Annotated in this window: 14 protein-coding genes; 11 read left to right on the top strand and 3 right to left on the bottom strand. The window is 63.4% G+C overall.

Going from position 1 to position 17,656, the window contains the following annotated elements:
* The first annotated feature begins 24 nt into the window (after positions 1 to 24).
* From EOC83_RS07590 to EOC83_RS07575, 4 genes are all read left to right on the top strand, one after another.
* Positions 25 to 1,935, top strand: coding sequence for an ATP-binding protein (locus tag EOC83_RS07590; RefSeq protein ID WP_063168856.1), 1,911 nt, complete (start codon positions 25 to 27; stop codon positions 1,933 to 1,935).
* A gap of 42 nt (positions 1,936 to 1,977) precedes the next feature.
* Entirely contained in the window at positions 1,978 to 3,282 is a 1,305-nt protein-coding gene (locus EOC83_RS07585) for a DUF6638 family protein (protein WP_063168857.1), read from the top strand.
* Positions 3,283 to 3,386: 104 nt separating this feature from the next.
* Positions 3,387 to 4,511, top strand: coding sequence for a DUF2333 family protein (locus EOC83_RS07580; protein WP_013529949.1), 1,125 nt, complete (start codon positions 3,387 to 3,389; stop codon positions 4,509 to 4,511).
* 313 nt (positions 4,512 to 4,824) lie between these two features.
* On the top strand, positions 4,825 to 6,504 hold the full coding sequence (locus tag EOC83_RS07575; RefSeq protein WP_013529948.1) for a formate--tetrahydrofolate ligase: 1,680 nt from the start codon (positions 4,825 to 4,827) through the stop codon (positions 6,502 to 6,504).
* A gap of 67 nt (positions 6,505 to 6,571) precedes the next feature.
* On the opposite strand, the gene EOC83_RS07570 is transcribed toward EOC83_RS07575, so the two are convergent.
* Complete coding sequence (locus EOC83_RS07570) at positions 6,572 to 7,216, bottom strand: cysteine hydrolase family protein (protein WP_013529947.1); 645 nt, start codon at positions 7,214 to 7,216, stop codon at positions 6,572 to 6,574.
* A 126-nt stretch (positions 7,217 to 7,342) separates the two neighbouring features.
* Between EOC83_RS07570 and EOC83_RS07565 the strand changes: the two genes are divergently transcribed.
* Entirely contained in the window at positions 7,343 to 8,338 is a 996-nt protein-coding gene (locus EOC83_RS07565) for a helix-turn-helix domain-containing protein (protein WP_063168858.1), read from the top strand.
* 5 nt (positions 8,339 to 8,343) lie between these two features.
* Here EOC83_RS07565 and EOC83_RS07560 read toward each other — a convergent pair whose 3' ends face one another.
* Positions 8,344 to 8,901 (bottom strand): sugar O-acetyltransferase, encoded by a 558-nt coding sequence (locus tag EOC83_RS07560; RefSeq protein WP_063168859.1) that lies wholly within the window; start codon positions 8,899 to 8,901, stop codon positions 8,344 to 8,346.
* Between the two features lie 135 nt (positions 8,902 to 9,036).
* On the opposite strand from EOC83_RS07560, the gene EOC83_RS07555 reads away from it, so the two are divergent.
* The 4 genes from EOC83_RS07555 (at position 9,037) to EOC83_RS07540 (ending at position 13,311) form a co-directional block, all read left to right on the top strand.
* Positions 9,037 to 9,498 carry a membrane protein gene (locus EOC83_RS07555; RefSeq protein WP_013529944.1) on the top strand — a complete coding sequence of 154 codons (462 nt, stop codon included), beginning with the start codon at positions 9,037 to 9,039 and terminating at the stop codon, positions 9,496 to 9,498.
* Complete coding sequence (locus tag EOC83_RS07550) at positions 9,495 to 10,871, top strand: FAD-containing oxidoreductase (protein ID WP_063168860.1); 1,377 nt, start codon at positions 9,495 to 9,497, stop codon at positions 10,869 to 10,871. Before EOC83_RS07555 ends, EOC83_RS07550 begins: the two co-directional genes overlap by 4 nt.
* 125 nt (positions 10,872 to 10,996) lie before the next feature.
* Complete coding sequence (locus EOC83_RS07545; RefSeq protein ID WP_063168861.1) at positions 10,997 to 12,169, top strand: MFS transporter; 1,173 nt, start codon at positions 10,997 to 10,999, stop codon at positions 12,167 to 12,169.
* Between the two features lie 86 nt (positions 12,170 to 12,255).
* Positions 12,256 to 13,311, top strand: a complete 1,056-nt coding sequence (locus tag EOC83_RS07540; protein ID WP_063168862.1) for a succinylglutamate desuccinylase/aspartoacylase family protein — start codon at positions 12,256 to 12,258, stop codon at positions 13,309 to 13,311.
* A gap of 1 nt (position 13,312) precedes the next feature.
* On the opposite strand, the gene EOC83_RS07535 is transcribed toward EOC83_RS07540, so the two are convergent.
* Positions 13,313 to 14,083 carry an isocitrate lyase/phosphoenolpyruvate mutase family protein gene (locus EOC83_RS07535; RefSeq protein WP_013529940.1) on the bottom strand — a complete coding sequence of 257 codons (771 nt, stop codon included), beginning with the start codon at positions 14,081 to 14,083 and terminating at the stop codon, positions 13,313 to 13,315.
* A gap of 319 nt (positions 14,084 to 14,402) precedes the next feature.
* Between EOC83_RS07535 and EOC83_RS07530 the strand changes: the two genes are divergently transcribed.
* Together EOC83_RS07530 and EOC83_RS07525 are read left to right on the top strand one after the other, a co-directional pair.
* Complete coding sequence (locus EOC83_RS07530; protein ID WP_127325924.1) at positions 14,403 to 16,592, top strand: anthranilate synthase; 2,190 nt, start codon at positions 14,403 to 14,405, stop codon at positions 16,590 to 16,592.
* A 5-nt stretch (positions 16,593 to 16,597) separates the two neighbouring features.
* Complete coding sequence (locus EOC83_RS07525; RefSeq protein ID WP_013529938.1) at positions 16,598 to 17,545, top strand: cation diffusion facilitator family transporter; 948 nt, start codon at positions 16,598 to 16,600, stop codon at positions 17,543 to 17,545.
* The last annotated feature ends 111 nt before the right edge of the window (positions 17,546 to 17,656 follow it).

Raw genomic sequence — 17,656 nt, 5'->3', positions numbered from 1 at the left:
CCGTCACACCACGGAGCACCCTTCATGGATACCGGCCTGACCACCATTCCGGAAGCCGCCATCGAGAAGCACCGCGCCACCGCGCAGAGCTTCATCACCCGCATCGTCGTGCTGGAGGACCCGTCACGGGAGTCCGGCACCGCGCTTGCCGGCACCAACCGCCGCTTCGTCTCGACCGTCTCGGTCGGCTCGGTGCGTCGCACGCGCGAGGTCGAGCTGGCCAAGACCGTCGGCGCCGTTCATCTCGACGACCAGCTGCTGACCATCCCGCAGCACACGCTCCTGTTTCGCGCCCGGCGCGGCACGGCGATCGCGCTGGCCATATCGGACGTCTTTGCCGAAGGCTCCGACCTCGAAAGCCTGCAGGCCAGGAATACCCGCGCGCCGCTCGAAGGCGACGAAGCGGCCACCTTCAAGAAGCTTCTGTCGGCCTCGGCTTACATCTCCGCCTTCAGCCTCGCCTCCTACCTGTTCCAGCTGATCGACAGCGACGGCGAGGCACCCAACGACATCCCCGAGCCGGACTTCCTGTTCGACACGCCGCAGGATGCGGTGAAGTCGATCCTCGCTGGCCTCGACAAGGCGATCTCGGGATCGTCCGATGATGCCGATTTGATGACAAGGGCACGCGCCTTCGCCCGCGTCGCCATCGACGGGCTTCTGGCCCGCAAGGGCCGCTTCGACGGCATCGGCCCGTTCGAGAACGCCCATATCCGCATCGATGCCGACGATTTCACTCTCGATGGTTTCGACGTCGCGCCGGGCAAGCGCTCAAAACCGCTGGTGATGACCTTCAAGAAGCCGGAAGAGGTCGTCGGCAACCACATCGCCAAATACCAGTCGGTCAAGCTCGCCAAGATGCTGATGGCCTATGATTTCGAGCGCGAACTCAATCCGTTCGTCGAGCTCGGCGGCTTCCTGTTCACCTTCATCGGCGACGGCGCCCCCGGCACTGGCAAGACGACGCTGATCCAGATGATCGCCGGCCTCGTCAACGGCTATTGCCAGGTCGCCGGCTATCCCTTCGCCTACGAGAATTTCGGCGTCGACCAGATCTCGTCCTACCAGGGCAAGTCGGGCCAGAACTGCCGCCAGTTCATCAACAATGTCTTGAACCCACGCGTCATCGGCTTCGGCACCATCGACGACATCGACCAGGTGGCCGCCAGACGCTCCGACGACCGCGCCTCCGCCGGCCAGCAGGAGATAACAGGCGTCTTGATGGACGCCTTCGCCGGCGCCGCCACCGTGGTGCGCGGCAACTGCTCGTTCGGCATGTTCTCCAACTACCCCGAAAATGTCGACGACGCGCTGCGCCAGCGCGCCGGCGCCCGCTGGCTGGTCGACGGGCCGCAGAGCCGCGACGACTACATCGATATTTTTGTCCTGCTGGCGGGGAAAAACCATAAGATCCCGCTCGGCGAACACGACCTCTACGCCGCGCAGGAAATCCAGCGCGCCGTGACCGAAGCCTATGAGGAGCACGAGAAGCCGCAGGAAGATGGGCTGATGAAGGTCTACGAGCGCTACATGAAGGAGAACGGCGCGCCGAAATCGATGGCCGATATCGGCACCTATCTGCACCTGATCAAGGATGCCGAGCCCCGCTTCACCGGTCGCGCCATCAAGAATGTCACCGACGCCATCAAGATGCGCGCCATGGACATCGAGCTTCCCGACGATTGGTTCGAGAAGCCGGAAGTCTTCATGCACAAGGGCTACGACGAGAAGAAAGCGATGATCGAGGAACTGCGCGGGCCGTTCTCGATGGACATGGTCATGCAGGAGATCAACCGCTACGCCGACTCGGAGTTCCGCTATTCCGACAAGTCCGACGACTCCGCCGTGGAAAAACTGCTGCGCGACGCCCGCCTGCGCGAACGGGCTGCGCGCGAGATGGAGGAGATGAAGAAGAAGGGGCTATGGAATGCGTGAGCTGCGCCGGCCTTCCCTTCACCCCTTGTGGGAGAAGGCAAGATGAGCCCCGCCAAGAAACCCGATCTCCTGCGCGACAATGAGCTGATCTATGGCCGGCTGCTGACGGTCGACGAGCCGCATCTGATCCAGCGCTACAACAAGGCGCTCGCCGCATTCGGCTTGAAGCCGACCAAGCTGAAGACCTTCCAGATCGATCGCACCGGCTTTTCGCCCGAAGTGGCCGAGGAATGCGACGACTACGACTATCTCGATCCCAACGAGGTCAACCGCCGTTTCATCATCCTGACGCCGTCGCAGATCGACCTGCCGGTGGTGCACACCGCCTTCTCCAACACCTCGCAGCTGATGTTCGAGTTCATGTCCAAGAACCAGCGCGCCATCGATGCGCTGACGATCAAGGATGTCATCTACGGCGAGATCGAGGATTCCGTTCCCAAGGTCAACGATATCGAGGACCTGCTGTCGATCAGCCAGGTCGAGTTCAAGGTGCTGTCGGCTGAGGATGTGCTGGGCAAGGCCGCCGAGCTCGGCAAGCTCGTCGACCGGTTGAAGCAGGAGCCCGACGCCTGGCGCGACAGCGCCATGCTGAACCGCATGGTCGAGCTCGCCAAGATCTGCGGCGACATCCGCGAGAACGCGCTGGTGCCCGACCAGGTGATCTTCCGCCACAACGCCTACTGGACCAGCCATTTCGGTGGCCTTTACGTCTTCGTCGACCCGGATGTGACGACAGTGATCAGCGATCCTGCGGCGCCAGGCTTCCGCCGTTCGCGGCCGTGGCAGGTCAGCTATCTCTCCATTAACGACGCCGACAAGGTGTTCAAGTTCCTCGCCACCACCGGCCGCATCGAGTTGCCGCGCGCCTCCTGGGTCGAGGCCTCGGGCTACCTCGAGCACCGCGCCGAGATGGTGGTGCGCGCGCTGATCCGCGATGCCGAGCCGAACCGCAACTTGACCAATGTCGACAAGGTCTGGCTGCAGACCTGGTTCCAGAGCCATGCCGACCTGATCACCAGGGACGGCAATTTCCCTTTCCTCAACGCCGCCAAGCGCGAGATCGCCCAGCTCGGCCACCTGAAGATCGAGGATGTCTTCCCGCAGCAGCGCTTCCTGGTGATCCGCGCCAAGCCTGACCATCCTGACGCCTGGCTGACCAACCGGCTGATCTCGGATTTCGTGCCGTCGGACTTCGTCTCGCGCTACATCTTCAACAAGGACGGCTTCTACAAGGACTATGGCGGCTTCAGCGACGCCTGGCGATCGCATGTTGTGGACGTTCTCAAAACCACATATTTGAAGGACAAGGTGGCGTTTCGCACGCGCCTCTACGGCCTGACTGACTAGAACGAAATGAACCGTTATTTCGTTCTAACTTCTTGTTTTGGCGCATAATGTTATCCAAAAAGTCTGCAACTTTTTGGCATCATGCTTGAGGGGGTGACACAGCCATGCTCGATCCGATCGTGAACTTCTTCACCCGCATTTTCCAGTGGATCGGCCGCGGTATCGGGCTTTTGATCGGCGTCATCCTGTGGCCGTTCCTGTGGGCCGGACGCTGGTACACGCAACGCGGCTGGATCCTCAAGGCGGCGGTCGGCCTTGCTCTGCTGGTGCTGATCGGCCTCTATGCCAATTTCTTCTACGCCACCCAGTGGTGGAACAATTTCAACCCGAACTATCCAGACACCTACACGTTCGAGAAGCGCAATGTCTCCGCTGGCGAACAGGTCTCCGCCGGCGCCGGCACCGACACGGCCAAGACCTGCGGCAACTCCGGCATTGCCCAGATCGCCGCCGACCTGACCGACTTCAACGTCAACCAGAATGCCTGGATCTCGTCGATGATCCTCTACAAGCTCGGCCTGTTCGGCATCGACTGGGACAACACGCCGTGGATGGACAACAAGGCCTCCTTCCAGCGCGGCATCAACCAGGCGGTGCGGCGCACGGCGACCGAACTCGCCGACAATCTCGGCCGCGTCCGCACCACCTCGCAGATCGACAGCGATCTGCAGAATGCCCGCGGCAACCTGCAGTTCGACGAGGAGACCTGGTATTTCGGCCTGAACCCGTTCGGTCCCAAGACACCGACGCCGAGCTACTATCGCGACGCCGTGCGCATGCTGCGTTCCTTCAACGCTCGCCTTGCCACCTGCCAGGCGACATTCGACGCCCGCGCCGACAATCTGAAACAGTATATCGACCGCATCTCGTCCGACATCGGCTCGACCTCGGCGATCCTCAAGGAACGCGCCGAGAACCACAACAATGGCTGGTTCGACTTCCGCGCCGACGACCGCTACTGGTTCGCCTATGGCCAGCTCTATGGCTATTACGGCCTGATGAAGGGCGCCCAGGCCGACTTCGAGGACGTCATCAAGGAAAAGCATCTGCAGAACCTCTGGGACACGATGGACTCGCAGTTCGTTTCGGCACTGAAGATCCAGCCTTTCATCATCGCCAATGGCCGCGAGGATGGCTGGCTGTTGCCGACGCATCTGACGACGATGGGCTTCTATGTGCTCAGGGTGCGCTCCAACATGGTCGAAATCAGCAACGTTCTGACGCAGTAGCGCTGTTCCATTAGGGACCAGGCGATGGTGAATTTGCGCCGTCGCCTCTGTCGCATTCCGTGCATTGTGCGGCTGTTTTGAGACGGCGGAACGACGCGTCCTCTGGCTTCTATACGGCGCGGCAACGGAGCCAGGAAGAACCGACGACAGGTCGGCCGGTCCGCAGAAGAATTTTCTCAAGAGGAAACATAGTTGCATACAAGTTGACGCCGCGGCAGCGACAGGGTTAGAACATGCCCGCGCCCGGTTCCAACCTGCTTGCCAGTAAGACCAAACCCGTCCCCTCCACCGTCCAATCCAGAGGAAAGCCGTCATGGCCGAAGTGAAGTCCGACATCGAGATCGCGCGCGGCGCCAGGAAAAAGCAGATCCAGGAGATCGGCCAGAAGATCGGCATCCCGACCGAACACCTGCTGCCCTACGGCCACGACAAGGCCAAGATATCAGCCGAATTCATCAAATCGGTGAAGGGCAACAAGGACGGCAAGCTGATCCTCGTAACCGCCATCAACCCGACGCCGGCCGGCGAAGGCAAGACCACGACCACGGTTGGTCTCGGCGACGGCCTGAACCGCATCGGCAAGAAGGCGATCGTCTGCATCCGCGAGGCTTCGCTCGGCCCGAACTTCGGCGTCAAGGGCGGTGCCGCCGGCGGCGGCTATGCGCAGGTCGTGCCGATGGAGGACATGAACCTCCACTTCACCGGCGACTTCCACGCCATCACCACCGCACACAACCTGCTTTCGGCGCTGATCGACAACCACATCTACTGGGGCAATGAGCTCGGCATCGACACCCGCCGGGTCGTCTGGCGCCGCGTCATGGACATGAACGACCGCGCGCTGCGCGAGATCATCTGCTCGCTCGGCGGCGTCGCCAACGGCTTCCCGCGCGAGGGCGGTTTCGACATCACCGTCGCCTCGGAAGTGATGGCGATCCTCTGCCTGTCGACCGACCTGAAGGACCTGGAAAAGCGCCTCGGCGACATCATCGTCGCCTATCGCCGCGACAAGTCAGCCGTCTATGCCCGCGACCTCAAGGCCGACGGCGCCATGGCTGTGCTGCTGAAGGATGCCATGCAGCCGAACCTGGTGCAGACGCTGGAGAACAACCCGGCCTTCGTGCATGGCGGGCCGTTCGCCAACATCGCGCATGGCTGCAACTCGGTCGTCGCCACCACGACGGCGCTCAAGCTCGCCGACTATGTCGTCACCGAAGCCGGCTTCGGCGCCGATTTGGGTGCTGAAAAGTTCTTCGACATCAAGTGCCGCAAGGCGGGCCTGAAGCCGGCAGCGGCGGTCATCGTCGCCACCGTGCGCGCCATGAAGATGAATGGCGGCGTCAAGAAGGAAGACCTCGGCAAGGAAAACGTCGAAGCGGTGAAGAAGGGCTGCGCCAATCTTGGCCGCCACATCGAGAACATCAGGCAGTTCGGCGTGCCGGCGGTGGTTGCCATCAACCATTTCTATTCCGACACCGACGCCGAGATCCAGGCGATGAAGGACTATGTCGCCTCGATGGGCGAAGAAGCGATCCTGTGCAAGCACTGGGCACACGGCTCGGCCGGGATCGAGGATCTCGCCAACAAGGTGGTGGCACTGGCCGAATCCGGCGCCTCGCAGTTCGCGCCGCTCTATCCCGATGCCATGCCGCTGTTCGAGAAGATCAACACCATCGTCCAGCGCATCTATCGCGGCTCGGAAGCGATCGCCGACAAGTCGGTGCGCGACCAGCTCAAGGCGTGGGAAGACGCCGGCTACGGCCATTTGCCGGTGTGCATGGCCAAGACCCAGTATTCCTTCTCGACCGACCCGAACCTGCGCGGCGCGCCGACCGGCCACACCGTGCCGGTGCGCGAGGTCAGGCTTTCGGCCGGTGCCGGCTTCGTCGTCATCATCTGCGGCGAGGTCATGACCATGCCGGGCCTGCCGAGGGCGCCGTCCTCGGAAAAGATCTTCCTCAATGAGGCCGGCAATATCGAAGGCCTGTTCTAAAATCCTTCAATTCAAACAGAAAGGGCGCCGCAGCGATGCGGCGCCCTTTCTGTTTGTTCGGATAGCCCTAAGCAGCGCTGCGCGACAGCGCCCGCTGGTTGGAGCCGAAGATCGTGTCGCGCTCCGGCAGCGCGCCGGTCTGCAGGCACTCCACCCATTCGGCGGTCTTGAGCACGGCGGCGAAGCGCGACTGCAGGATGATCGTGACCACGCGATGGATCTCCTCGGCCGAGGCGTAGCCGGCGCTGTTGGCGTAAGGCACCGAGCCGGTCGCATCCGACAGGAACTCGACGGCAAAGCCCATATGCACGGCGTGGATAATGGTCGACAGGTCACAATTATGCGTCATGTAGCCGACCACCGTAATCGTATCGATGGCATTGGCGCGCAGCCAGTCTTCCAGATCAGTGCCGGTGAAGGCGGAGGGCAGGTTCTTTTCGACATAATGGTCGCGCTTGCGCCTGGCGATTTCGGGATGCAGTTCGCCGCCGTGACTGCCCTTGGCAAAGATCGGCGAGGTCTCGGGCGCCATCTGCTTGACGACCACCACCTTGATACCGGCAGCAGTCGCTGCATCCATGGCGCGTGCCACATTGACGACGCTGTCGCGGAACGGCGGATGCTGGATGGCGAGATTGCCGCCGTCGTAATCGTTCTGCACATCGACGACGATCAGCGCCCGGCGCGGCGTGGTGTTGGCTGGGTCAGACATGGTGTTTCCTTTCCGGCTTGAATTCGATGGATGGAAGATAGGCGGGCTGCCAGACAGCCGAAAGTGACCCGATTGACATCATTCGAAAGAATTGGGACAATCCGCATTCAACCGCTGGAAGCACCCATGAACGACCCGATCATTGCCGTCCTCGCCTTCGACGGCATCAGCCCGTTCCATCTTTCCGTACCGTGCCTGGTCTTCGGCGAGGACAGGACGGCGCTTGGCCTGCCGCGCTTCGACTTCCGCATCTGCGCGGTCAAGGCCGGGCCGATCCATACCGAAGCCGGGCTGACAATTGCCGCGCCGCATGGGCTCGAAGGGCTCGACGGCGCCGATATCGTCATCATCCCGAGCTGGCATCATCTGAGCGAACCGGTATCGCCGCTGCTGATGGAAGCGCTGCGCCATGCGCACCAACGCGGCGCCTTGATTGTCGGCCTGTGCCTCGGCACCTTCGCCATTGCAGCGGCCGGGCTGCTTTCGGGCCGACGTGCCGCGACGCACTGGGCCTATTGCGAACAATTGCAAACACTCCATCCCGACATCGCTGTCGATGCCGCGGTGCTCTACGTCGACAATGGCGATGTCGTGACCTCGGCCGGCGTCGCCGCCGGCCTCGACTGCTGTCTCCACATCGTGCGCGCCCGCTATGGCGCGGAAGCAGCACTGCGGCTTGCTCGCCAGATCGTGCTTTCCCCGCATCGCCAGGGCGGCCAGGCGCAATTCATCGAGCATCCGGTGGCAAGAAGCGCGGACGCCGACCGCTTCACCCAGGCCCTCGACGCGGTTCGCGCGACGCTTGGCGAAGCGCATAGCCTGGACCGCGTGGCCGAGGCCGCCGGCCTGACCCGCCGCACCTTTACCCGTCGCTTTCAGAAATCGATCGGCGCCAGCTTTGGCGATTGGCTGACCAGCCAGCGGATCGAACTGGCGCAGCGTTTGCTGGAAGCGACGGAGAAATCCATGGACATGATCGCCTTCGAAGCCGGCTTCGGCAGCGCCACCTCGCTGCGCCAGCATTTTTCGGCACGGCTCAAGACATCGCCTGCGCAGTATCGGCGCGAGTTCTCCAGGCGGGTCGATCAGGAAGAGCGCATGACGTATGTCCTGTCGTCCTGACCTGTTCAGCCCCGCTTGACCGGCCGCGCCGGATTGCCGATCACCGTGGCGTTCGCCGCCACGTCGCGCGTCACCACCGCACCGGCGCCGACGATGGCGCCTTCACCGATGCTGACGCCGCCAAGGATGACGGCTGAGCCGCCGATCCAGGCATTGGCGCCGATCTCGATCGGTCGGGCGATCTCCAGTCCGGCCTGCCGCCCACTGGCCTCCTTGTGGTGCTCGGCGCAGTAGATCTGCACGTTCGGGCCGAGCAGCGTTGCCTTGCCGATGCGCACGCTCGCCGTGTCGAGGATGGTGCAGCCGGTATTGAGGAAGACGCCGTCGCCGAGAAAGATGTTGAAGCCATAGGCGCAGTGGAACGGCGCCTCGATACGGGCGCCCTCGCCGGCTCTTCCCAGCAGTGCCTTCAGACCCGGCCCGAGATTGCCGCGTTGACGAGGCGGCAGCAAGTTGTGCTCGAACACCGCATCGCGCGCTATCATCCGCAACGACTCCAGTTCGTCATCGATGCAGGTATACCATTCGCCGGCCACCATTTTCACGCGCTCGCTCTCAGCCATGATGCGGTCTCCAGTTCACGTCCTTGCAAAGCACAAGTGCAGCCAAAAGCGCCGATGCCAGTACTGGTCAAATATTGGACCTATGGTAGCCTGTGACTCAAGGCCGTCTTGGCCCGTGATCGAGGGGGATCGACCATGCTCTACATTCTCGCACTTCTGATCGGCGTCATTGCCGGTCTTCGCGCCATGACGGCGCCGGCCGCCATTGCCTGGGGCGCTTATCTCGGCTGGCTGACGGTTGCCGGCACTTGGGCGAGCTTCATGAGCCATTGGGCGGCTGTCGGCATCTTCACCATCCTGGCCATCGTCGAGCTGGTCACCGACCAGTTGCCGTCGACGCCGAGCCGTAAAGTACCCCAGCAATTCGGCGCCCGCATCGTTACGGGCGCTTTCACCGGCGCGGTGATCGGCGCCACCGGTGGCGCCACCATCGGCGGCCTGATCGCGGGCGCCATCGGCGCTGTCATCGGCACGCTTGGCGGCGCCGAAGCTCGCGGCCGGCTCGCGGCCGCCTTCGGCAAGGATCCGCCCGCCGCCTTTATCGAGGACGCGGTGGCGATCATCGGCGGCCTGCTGATCGTAGCGGCGGTGGCATGACGACGAAAATCTTCGACGCCATCATCATCGGTGCCGGACAGGCTGGCCCTCCGCTGGCCGGGCGGCTGACGGCCGCCGGCATGAGCGTCGCGCTGATCGAGCGCAAGCTGGTCGGCGGCACCTGCGTCAACACCGGCTGCATGCCGACCAAGACCATGGTCGCCAGCGCCTATGCCGCGCATCTGGCGCGCCGCGCCGCCGACTATGGCGTGACGCTCTCCGGGCCGGTCGGCGTGGATTACAAGGTGATCAAGGCGCGCAAGGACAAGGTCACAAACGACGCTCGCGGCAATCTCGAGACCTGGATTGCCGGCATGGACAAGTGCACCCTCTATCGCGGCCATGCGCGTTTCGAATCCGCCAACACGGTGCGCGTCGGCGACGATCTGCTGACCGCCGAAAAGATCTTCCTCAACACCGGCGGCCGCGCCTCGGTGCCCGACCTTCCCGGCATCCACGACATCGACTATCTGACCAACTCGTCGATGATGGATCTCGACGTGCTGCCGCGCCATCTCGTCGTCGTCGGCGGCAGCTACATCTCGCTCGAATTCGCTCAGATGTTCCGCCGCTTCGGCGCGGAAGTCACCGTCGTCGAGAAGAGCCCGCGCCTGACCGGCCGCGAGGACGAGGATGTCTCCGCCGCCATCCTGTCGATCCTCGAAAACGAAGGCATCGCGGTCCATGTCGGCGCCGACGACATTGCCTTCGCCAGACAGGGTGACGACATCGCCGTGACCTTCTCCGCCGGCAAGCCACCGGCGGTCGGCTCGCATGTGCTGCTGGCGCTGGGGCGCACGCCCAACACCGACGATCTCGGCCTGGAAAGGGCCGGCGTCGAGGTCGACAAGCGCGGTTTTGTCACCGTCGACGACCAGCTGCGCACCAGCGTGCCCGGCATCTGGGCGATGGGCGACTGCAACGGCAGGGGCGCCTTCACCCACACCTCCTACAACGACTACGAGATCGTCGCCGCCAATTTGCTCGACAACGATCCGCGGAGGGTCAGCGACCGGATCGAAGCCTATGCGCTCTACATCGACCCGCCGCTTGGCCGCTGCGGCATGACCGAGGCCGCAGTGAAGAAATCCGGCCGTCGCGCGCTGGTCGGCCAGCGGCCGATGACCCGCGTCGGCCGCGCTATCGAAAAGGGCGAGACGCAGGGTTTCATGAAAATCCTGGTCGATGCCGACACCAGGGAGATCCTCGGCTGCTCGGTGCTCGGCCCCGGCGGCGACGAGGCTATCCATTGTGTGCTCGACCTGATGTACGCCAAGGCGCCCGTCGACACGCTGGCGCGTGCCGTGCACATCCATCCCAATGTTTCGGAGTTGCTGCCCACCATTGCCCAGGAGCTGAAGCCGCTGGCGTGACAGCCCGTTGAAGACCCATTTTAAAGCTCTTCCTTTTCTGCATCGCTGCAATGCAGCAATGCAGCTTGCGCACGGTGGCGTGCTTCGCGCAGTCTGGAATTGAACCGATTCAGTCTGGACGCACCATGCCCTTGCCGATCCTTGCGCTTGCCATTGCGTCCTTCTGCATCGGCACCACCGAATTCGTCATCATGGGCTTGCTGCCTGAGGTCGCCGCCGACCTCGGCGTGTCGATCCCCGCGGCGGGCCTGCTGGTTACCGGATATGCGCTGGGCGTCGTCTTCGGCGCCCCGATCGTCGCCATGGCCACTGCGCATTTGCCGCGCAAGCCGGTGCTGGTCGGGCTGGCCGTGCTGTTCGTCGTCGGCAATCTGTTTTGCGCCATCTCGCCCAACTACTGGACGCTGATGGCCGCGCGTGTCTTCACCGCTTTCGGCCACGGCGCCTTCTTCGGCATCGGCTCGGTCGTTGCCGCCAGCCTGGTGCCGCGCAACAAGCGCGCCAGCGCTATCGCGCTGATGTTCGCCGGGCTGACGCTGTCCAACATCCTGGGTGTTCCCGCCGGAACCGCACTTGGCGAAGCGTTCGGCTGGCGCTCCACCTTCGTTGCCGTGGTCGGTATCGGCCTGATCTCGGTGGCAGCGATCGCCTGGTTGGTGCCGTCCGATGTCGCCGAGCCAAGCGGTGGCGGCCTGCGCGGCGAGCTGCGCGTGCTGGGCAAGCTGCAGGTCTGGCTGGCCATGCTGATCGCGGCGCTGACCTCCGCAAGCCTGTTCACCGTCTTCACCTACATCAAACCCTACCTCACCGAGGTATCGGGCTTGTCGACCTCGGCAGTCACGTGGGTTCTGCTGCTGTTCGGCGCGGGCATGACCATCGGCAACATTATCGGCGGCAGACTGGCCGACTGGAAACTGATGCCGACAGTGATCGGCACCCTGCTGCTGATGGCCCTGCTTTTCGTTGGATTCAGGCAGTTCGGCGCAATCGCCAGCGTTGCCATCGGCATCGTCTTCCTGTGGGGCCTGCTCATCTTCGTCGTCGTGCCGCCGTTGCAGATCCGGGTCGTCGAGGCGGCCTCCGAGGGACCGAACCTCGCCGCCACGCTGAACCAGGGCGCCTTCAATATCGGCAATGCCAGCGGCGCCTGGATAGGCGGCGTGGCCCTGTCCGCCGGTGTTTCCTATGCCAATTTGCCGCTGGTCGGCGCAGCACTCGCTGTTTTGGCGGTCACCGCCGCTGTGCTGTCGCAGGCGCTGGACCGGCGCGCGCCGGTCATCCCGCTTCCGGCTGAATAGTCTCTTGCGCCCATAGCGCGGCAGGCTGGACCAATCGACATCGGCGCCTTCAAATCGCATGTCTCTCGCTCCTGATGGAGGAAGTCATGCAGAAATCGATCGAACGCATCGCCGGCGAAAGCGAAGGGGTTTCCTACGAATTCCCGCTGTTCCGCTTCACTGGTTCCGACAAGGCTGCTCCTTCGGCCTATCTGCAGGCGGCACTCCATGCCGGCGAGTTGCCGGGTGTCGTCGCCATCGACGCGCTGATGCCGATGCTCAACAAGGCTGAAGCCGAAGGCCGCATCAAGGGCAATCTCACCATCGTGCCCTGGGCCAATCCGATCGGCCGGGCGCAATATCATTTCGGCGAGCATCAGGGCCGCTTCCATCTCGGCACGCGCACCAATTTCAACCGCGGCTTTCCGCTGCTCGCGGCGCCCGACACAGCGCTCTTGCCCGACACCACCCTTGGCAGCGTCGACCAGCGGCTGAAGACGCGGCTGGTGCAGCTCTCGCTCGGCCACGACATCGTGCTCGACCTGCACTGCGATGACGAGGGCCTCGCCTATCTCTACGTCCACACAAGCCTGTGGCCTGATATGGCCGATTGCGCCGCGGCCATGGGCGTCGACGCGGTCGTGCTGTGGAGCGAAGACACCGACGGCACCTTCGAGGGCGCCTCGATCATGCCCTATCAGAACGTCCCCGCCGATGTGGCCAAGCTCGACCGTCGCGTCGCCACCACCGTCGAATATCGCGGCATCCTCGATGTCGATGGTGCTTTGGCCGCCGCCGACGCCGACGGCCTCTACCGGCTGCTGGTGGCGCGCGGCGTGATCGCCGACAGCGCCCTGCCCGCGCCGGGTCCTTTCACCGGCTTCGTGGCGCCATTGGAAAACATCGACATGATGCCGGCGCCACGGGCCGGTGCCGTGCTCTACGACGTGAAGCCCGGCGACCGCGTCGCCAAGGGCGCGCGCCTCGCCACCATCGTCCATGCACCGGGTGAAACCGATGGCCGCACCGAAGTGTTCGCGCCGCAGGACGGCATCATCCTGACCCGCCGCTCGCGCCGCATCATCCGCGCCGGCGAAGATCTTCTGAAGCTGGTCGGCGACAGGAAGAGCACTGATGCCCGGTCGGGAACGCTGGAGGACTGACTTAGCCCGAAATAGCCAGTCGCGCTTTCGCCTCCAGCCATTCCGCCATCTGCCGGTAAGGCACCGGGCCGTGACTGATGCGGGCGACACCCAGTTCCGCCAGCCGCTGGCGCGGCGGCACATGCGCCAGCGCAATGATGTTGACCGGCAACGCAATTGCCTTGCAGAGCGTCTCGATCAGGCCTTCGTCGCCAAGGCCCGGCGCAAAGAAGCCGTGCGCGCCGGCTTTTTCGAAGGCCTGTGCGCGCTCGATGGCCTGGTCGAGCAGAAGGTCATCATGCGCATCCGGTTTCGCCTTGAGGAAGATGTCGGTTCGAGCGTTGATGAATGCCGGTATGCCGGAAGCCTTGACGGCCGCCGCCGCGGCTTCGATGCGCTTTGCCTGCACGGAAATGTCATGCAGGCCGCTGCCACCGACAATCTGATCCTCGAAATTGAAACCGATAGCGCCGGCCCGCAGCGCCAACGTCACCGTGCGAGCGACGATTTCCGGGTCAACGCCGTAGCCGCCCTCGAGGTCCATGGTCACCGGCAGGTCGACCGACCCGACGATGCGCTTGATGTTGTCGAGCGCCAGTTCCAGCGGGATTTTCTCGCCATCGGCGTAGCCGAACGCGGCCGCGACCGGCCAGCTTCCGGTGGCGATCGCCTTGGCACCCGCTTTCTCGATGATCTTGGCCGAACCCGGATCCCAGGCATTGTAGAGGACGACCGGGTTGCCCTTGACGTGGAGGGAATGAAACGTCCGCGCACGCTCGATCTGCTCGGTCATGGTTATTTTCCCGTCTTCCTGCTGTTGGATGAGCACTCTAAGCGGCACTGTCGGCTCTGGCGATGTGCCATGAGCCTGAGAAGCGGCGGCCAACGAACAGACTTTCAAACCTGTTGCGCATCCTTCTTTTCGCAGCTATGGATTTCGCCATGAATATGCGTTCGATCAAGACCATTTGGTGGTGGGCCTGCTGACAGCGGCCTGTTCGAACACGTGCGCGTGAATAGAGAGGGTGGCCGCAACGGAAAGTCCGGGCGGCCATTTGTTTTTTCCAAGCCATTCCCGGGTCCGTTGCCCCAAGAAGCTGATGGAGACGGCAATGACGATGAAGGTTCTGGAAAACGGCGCGGAAAGTTTCGTGACCGCGGGTGGCATCACCATCACCCGCGCGCGCCACGACCGGCCGTATGCGGGCGCGATCGACGCTTACGTCGACGGCCTGAATTCGCGCCGCGGCGCGGTGTTTTCCTCAAACTATGAATATCCCGGCCGCTACACGCGCTGGGACACCGCCATCATCGACCCGCCTCTGGTTATCTCCGCGCGCGGCCGCGCCATGCGTGTCGAGGCCCTCAACGGCCGTGGCGAGGTGTTGTTGCCGGTCATCGGCAAGGCGCTGGGTAGCCTGGCCGATATCACCATCGCCGAGACATCGAAAAGGCTCATCCGTCTCGACGTCGCCAAGCCCGGCCGTGTCTTCACGGAAGAAGAGCGCAGCCGCGTTCCTTCGGTGTTCACGGTGCTGCGCGCCATCACCGCTCTGTTCAAGACCGAGGAAGACGCCAATCTAGGTCTCTACGGCGCTTTCGGCTACGATCTCGCCTTCCAGTTCGACCCGGTAGACTACAAGCTCGAACGCAAGCCAAGCCAGCGCGACCTGGTGCTGTTCCTGCCTGACGAGATCCTGGTCGTCGACCATTATTCGGCCAAGGCATGGACCGACCGCTACGACTATGCCGGCGAGGGTTTTTCGACCGAATGGCTGCCGCGCGACGAAATCTCCGAGCCGTTCAAGAGCCCCGACCGCATCCCGCCGCGCGGCGACCATGAACCCGGAGAATACGCCGACCTGGTGCGCAAGGCGATGGATTCGTTCAAGCGCGGCGACCTGTTCGAGGTCGTGCCGGGCCAGATGTTCTACGAGCGCTGCGAGACGCAGCCGTCCGAGATTTCGCGCAAGCTGAAGGCCATCAATCCGTCGCCCTATTCCTTCTTCATCAATCTGGGCGAAGGTGAATATCTGATCGGCGCCTCGCCCGAAATGTTCGTGCGCGTCAACGGCCGCCGCGTCGAGACCTGCCCGATCTCGGGCACCATCAAGCGCGGCGACGACGCAATTTCCGACTCAGAGCAGATCCTGAAACTGCTCAACTCGAAGAAAGACGAATCCGAGCTGACCATGTGCTCGGACGTCGACCGCAACGACAAGTCGCGGGTCTGCGAGCCGGGTTCGGTGCGCGTTATCGGCCGGCGCCAGATCGAGATGTATTCGCGCCTGATCCATACGGTCGACCACATCGAAGGCAGGCTGCGCGAAGGCATGGATGCCTTCGATGCCTTCCTGTCGCATGCCTGGGCGGTCACCGTCACCGGCGCGCCGAAGCTATGGGCCATGCGCTTTATCGAGCAGAACGAGAAGAGCCCGCGCGCCTGGTATGGCGGCGCGATCGGCATGGTCAATTTCAACGGCGACATGAACACCGGCCTGACGCTCCGCACCATCCGTATCAAGGACGGCATTGCCGAAGTGCGCGCCGGCGCCACATTGCTGTTCGACAGAATTCCCGAGGAAGAAGAAGCCGAAACCGAACTGAAGGCATCCGCCATGCTCTCCGCCATCCGCGACGCCAAGACAGGCAATTCCGCCAGCACCGAGCGCACCACCGCGCGCGTCGGCGACGGCGTCAACATCCTGCTGGTCGACCACGAGGACAGTTTCGTCCACACGCTGGCCAATTATTTTCGCCAGACCGGCGCCAACGTCTCGACCGTTCGCTCGCCGGTGCATGAGGAAGTCTTCGACCGGCTGAAACCCGACCTCGTCGTGCTGTCGCCCGGCCCCGGCACGCCGAAGGACTTCGATTGCGCCGCAACCATCAAGAAGGCGCGCGCCCGCGAACTGCCGATCTTCGGCGTCTGCCTTGGCCTGCAGGCATTGGCCGAGGCCTATGGCGGCGAACTGCGGCAGCTGCACATACCGATGCACGGCAAGCCGTCGCGCATCCGCGTCTCCAAGCCCGGCATCATCTTCTCCGGCCTGCCCAAGGAAGTCACCGTCGGCCGCTACCACTCGATCTTTGCCGATCCGGTGCGGCTGCCCGACGATTTCATCGTCACGGCCGAGACCGAGGACGGCGTCATCATGGCCTTCGAGCACCGCAAGGAGCCGATCGCCGCAGTGCAATTCCACCCGGAATCGATCATGACGCTCGGGCACAATGCCGGCATGCGCATCATCGAGAACATCGTCGCCCACCTGCCGCGCAAGGCCAAGGAAAAGGCCGCCTGACGATCATGGCCGAAGCCGAGAACACGATGGCGATCGCGGCCAAGGCGGCCGCGAAGCGCAAGGTCGCGAACCTCGCCTTCTGGTCGATTATCGTCGCCTTTGTCGTGCTCGCGCTGAAAGCTGCCGCCTGGTACGTCACCGGCTCAGTCGCACTCTATTCGGACGCACTGGAATCGATCGTCAACGTCATCGCCTCGGTCGCCGCCTTCTGGGCGATCCAGATCAGCCACAAGCCGGCCGACCAGGATCATCCCTTCGGCCATCACAAGGCCGAGTATTTCTCGGCAGTGCTGGAAGGCGTGTTGATCGTGCTTGCCGCGCTATTGATCCTCAACGAGGTCTGGCGCTCCTGGCAGACTCCGTCACCCTTGGAACAGCCTTGGGAAGGTCTTGCGGTCAACGGCGTTGCCACGATTATCAACGCCTTCTGGGCCTGGACGCTGATCCGCGCCGGCAGGGCGGAGAAATCACCGGCACTGGTCGCCGACGGCAACCACATCATGACCGACGTGGTGACCTCGATCGGGGTCTTCGGCGGCCTGGTCGGGGCGATCCTGACCGGCTGGCAGATCCTCGACCCCGCACTTGCCGTCCTCGTGGCGCTGAACATTCTGTGGCAGGGCTGGCATGTCATCGGCTCGTCGATGAACGGGCTGATGGACCGCGCCGTCGACACCCAGGAGCACATGCGCATCCGCGACGTCATCTCGGCCAACTGCAAGGGCGCGCTTGAAGTGCACGACCTCAAGACGCGCATCGCCGGCCGCGCCACCTTCATCGAGTTTCATCTGGTCGTCGACGCAGACATGTCGGTCGGCGCCAGCCATGTCATCTGCGACCGCATCGAGGACGCGCTGAAGGCCGAAATCCCCTCGGTGCGCGTCACCATCCACGTCGAGCCCGACGACGAGGCCAAGCTGCCGAAGGGCACAACCGCCGTGCCGTTTGCCTGAGGCGATTTCCTGTAGCGACTTGGGAAAATTAACCGAAGCTTCTCGACTTCGTCATCCACGGGCGAAGCAGGAGCGAAGCTCCGTCGCGGAGACCCGAAGATCCATGCCGCG

The sequence above is a fragment of the Mesorhizobium sp. Primo-A genome, from assembly GCF_003997175.1.
Lineage (GTDB): Bacteria > Pseudomonadota > Alphaproteobacteria > Rhizobiales > Rhizobiaceae > Mesorhizobium > Mesorhizobium ciceri.
This window is presented reverse-complemented; position numbering and strand designations above follow the sequence as displayed.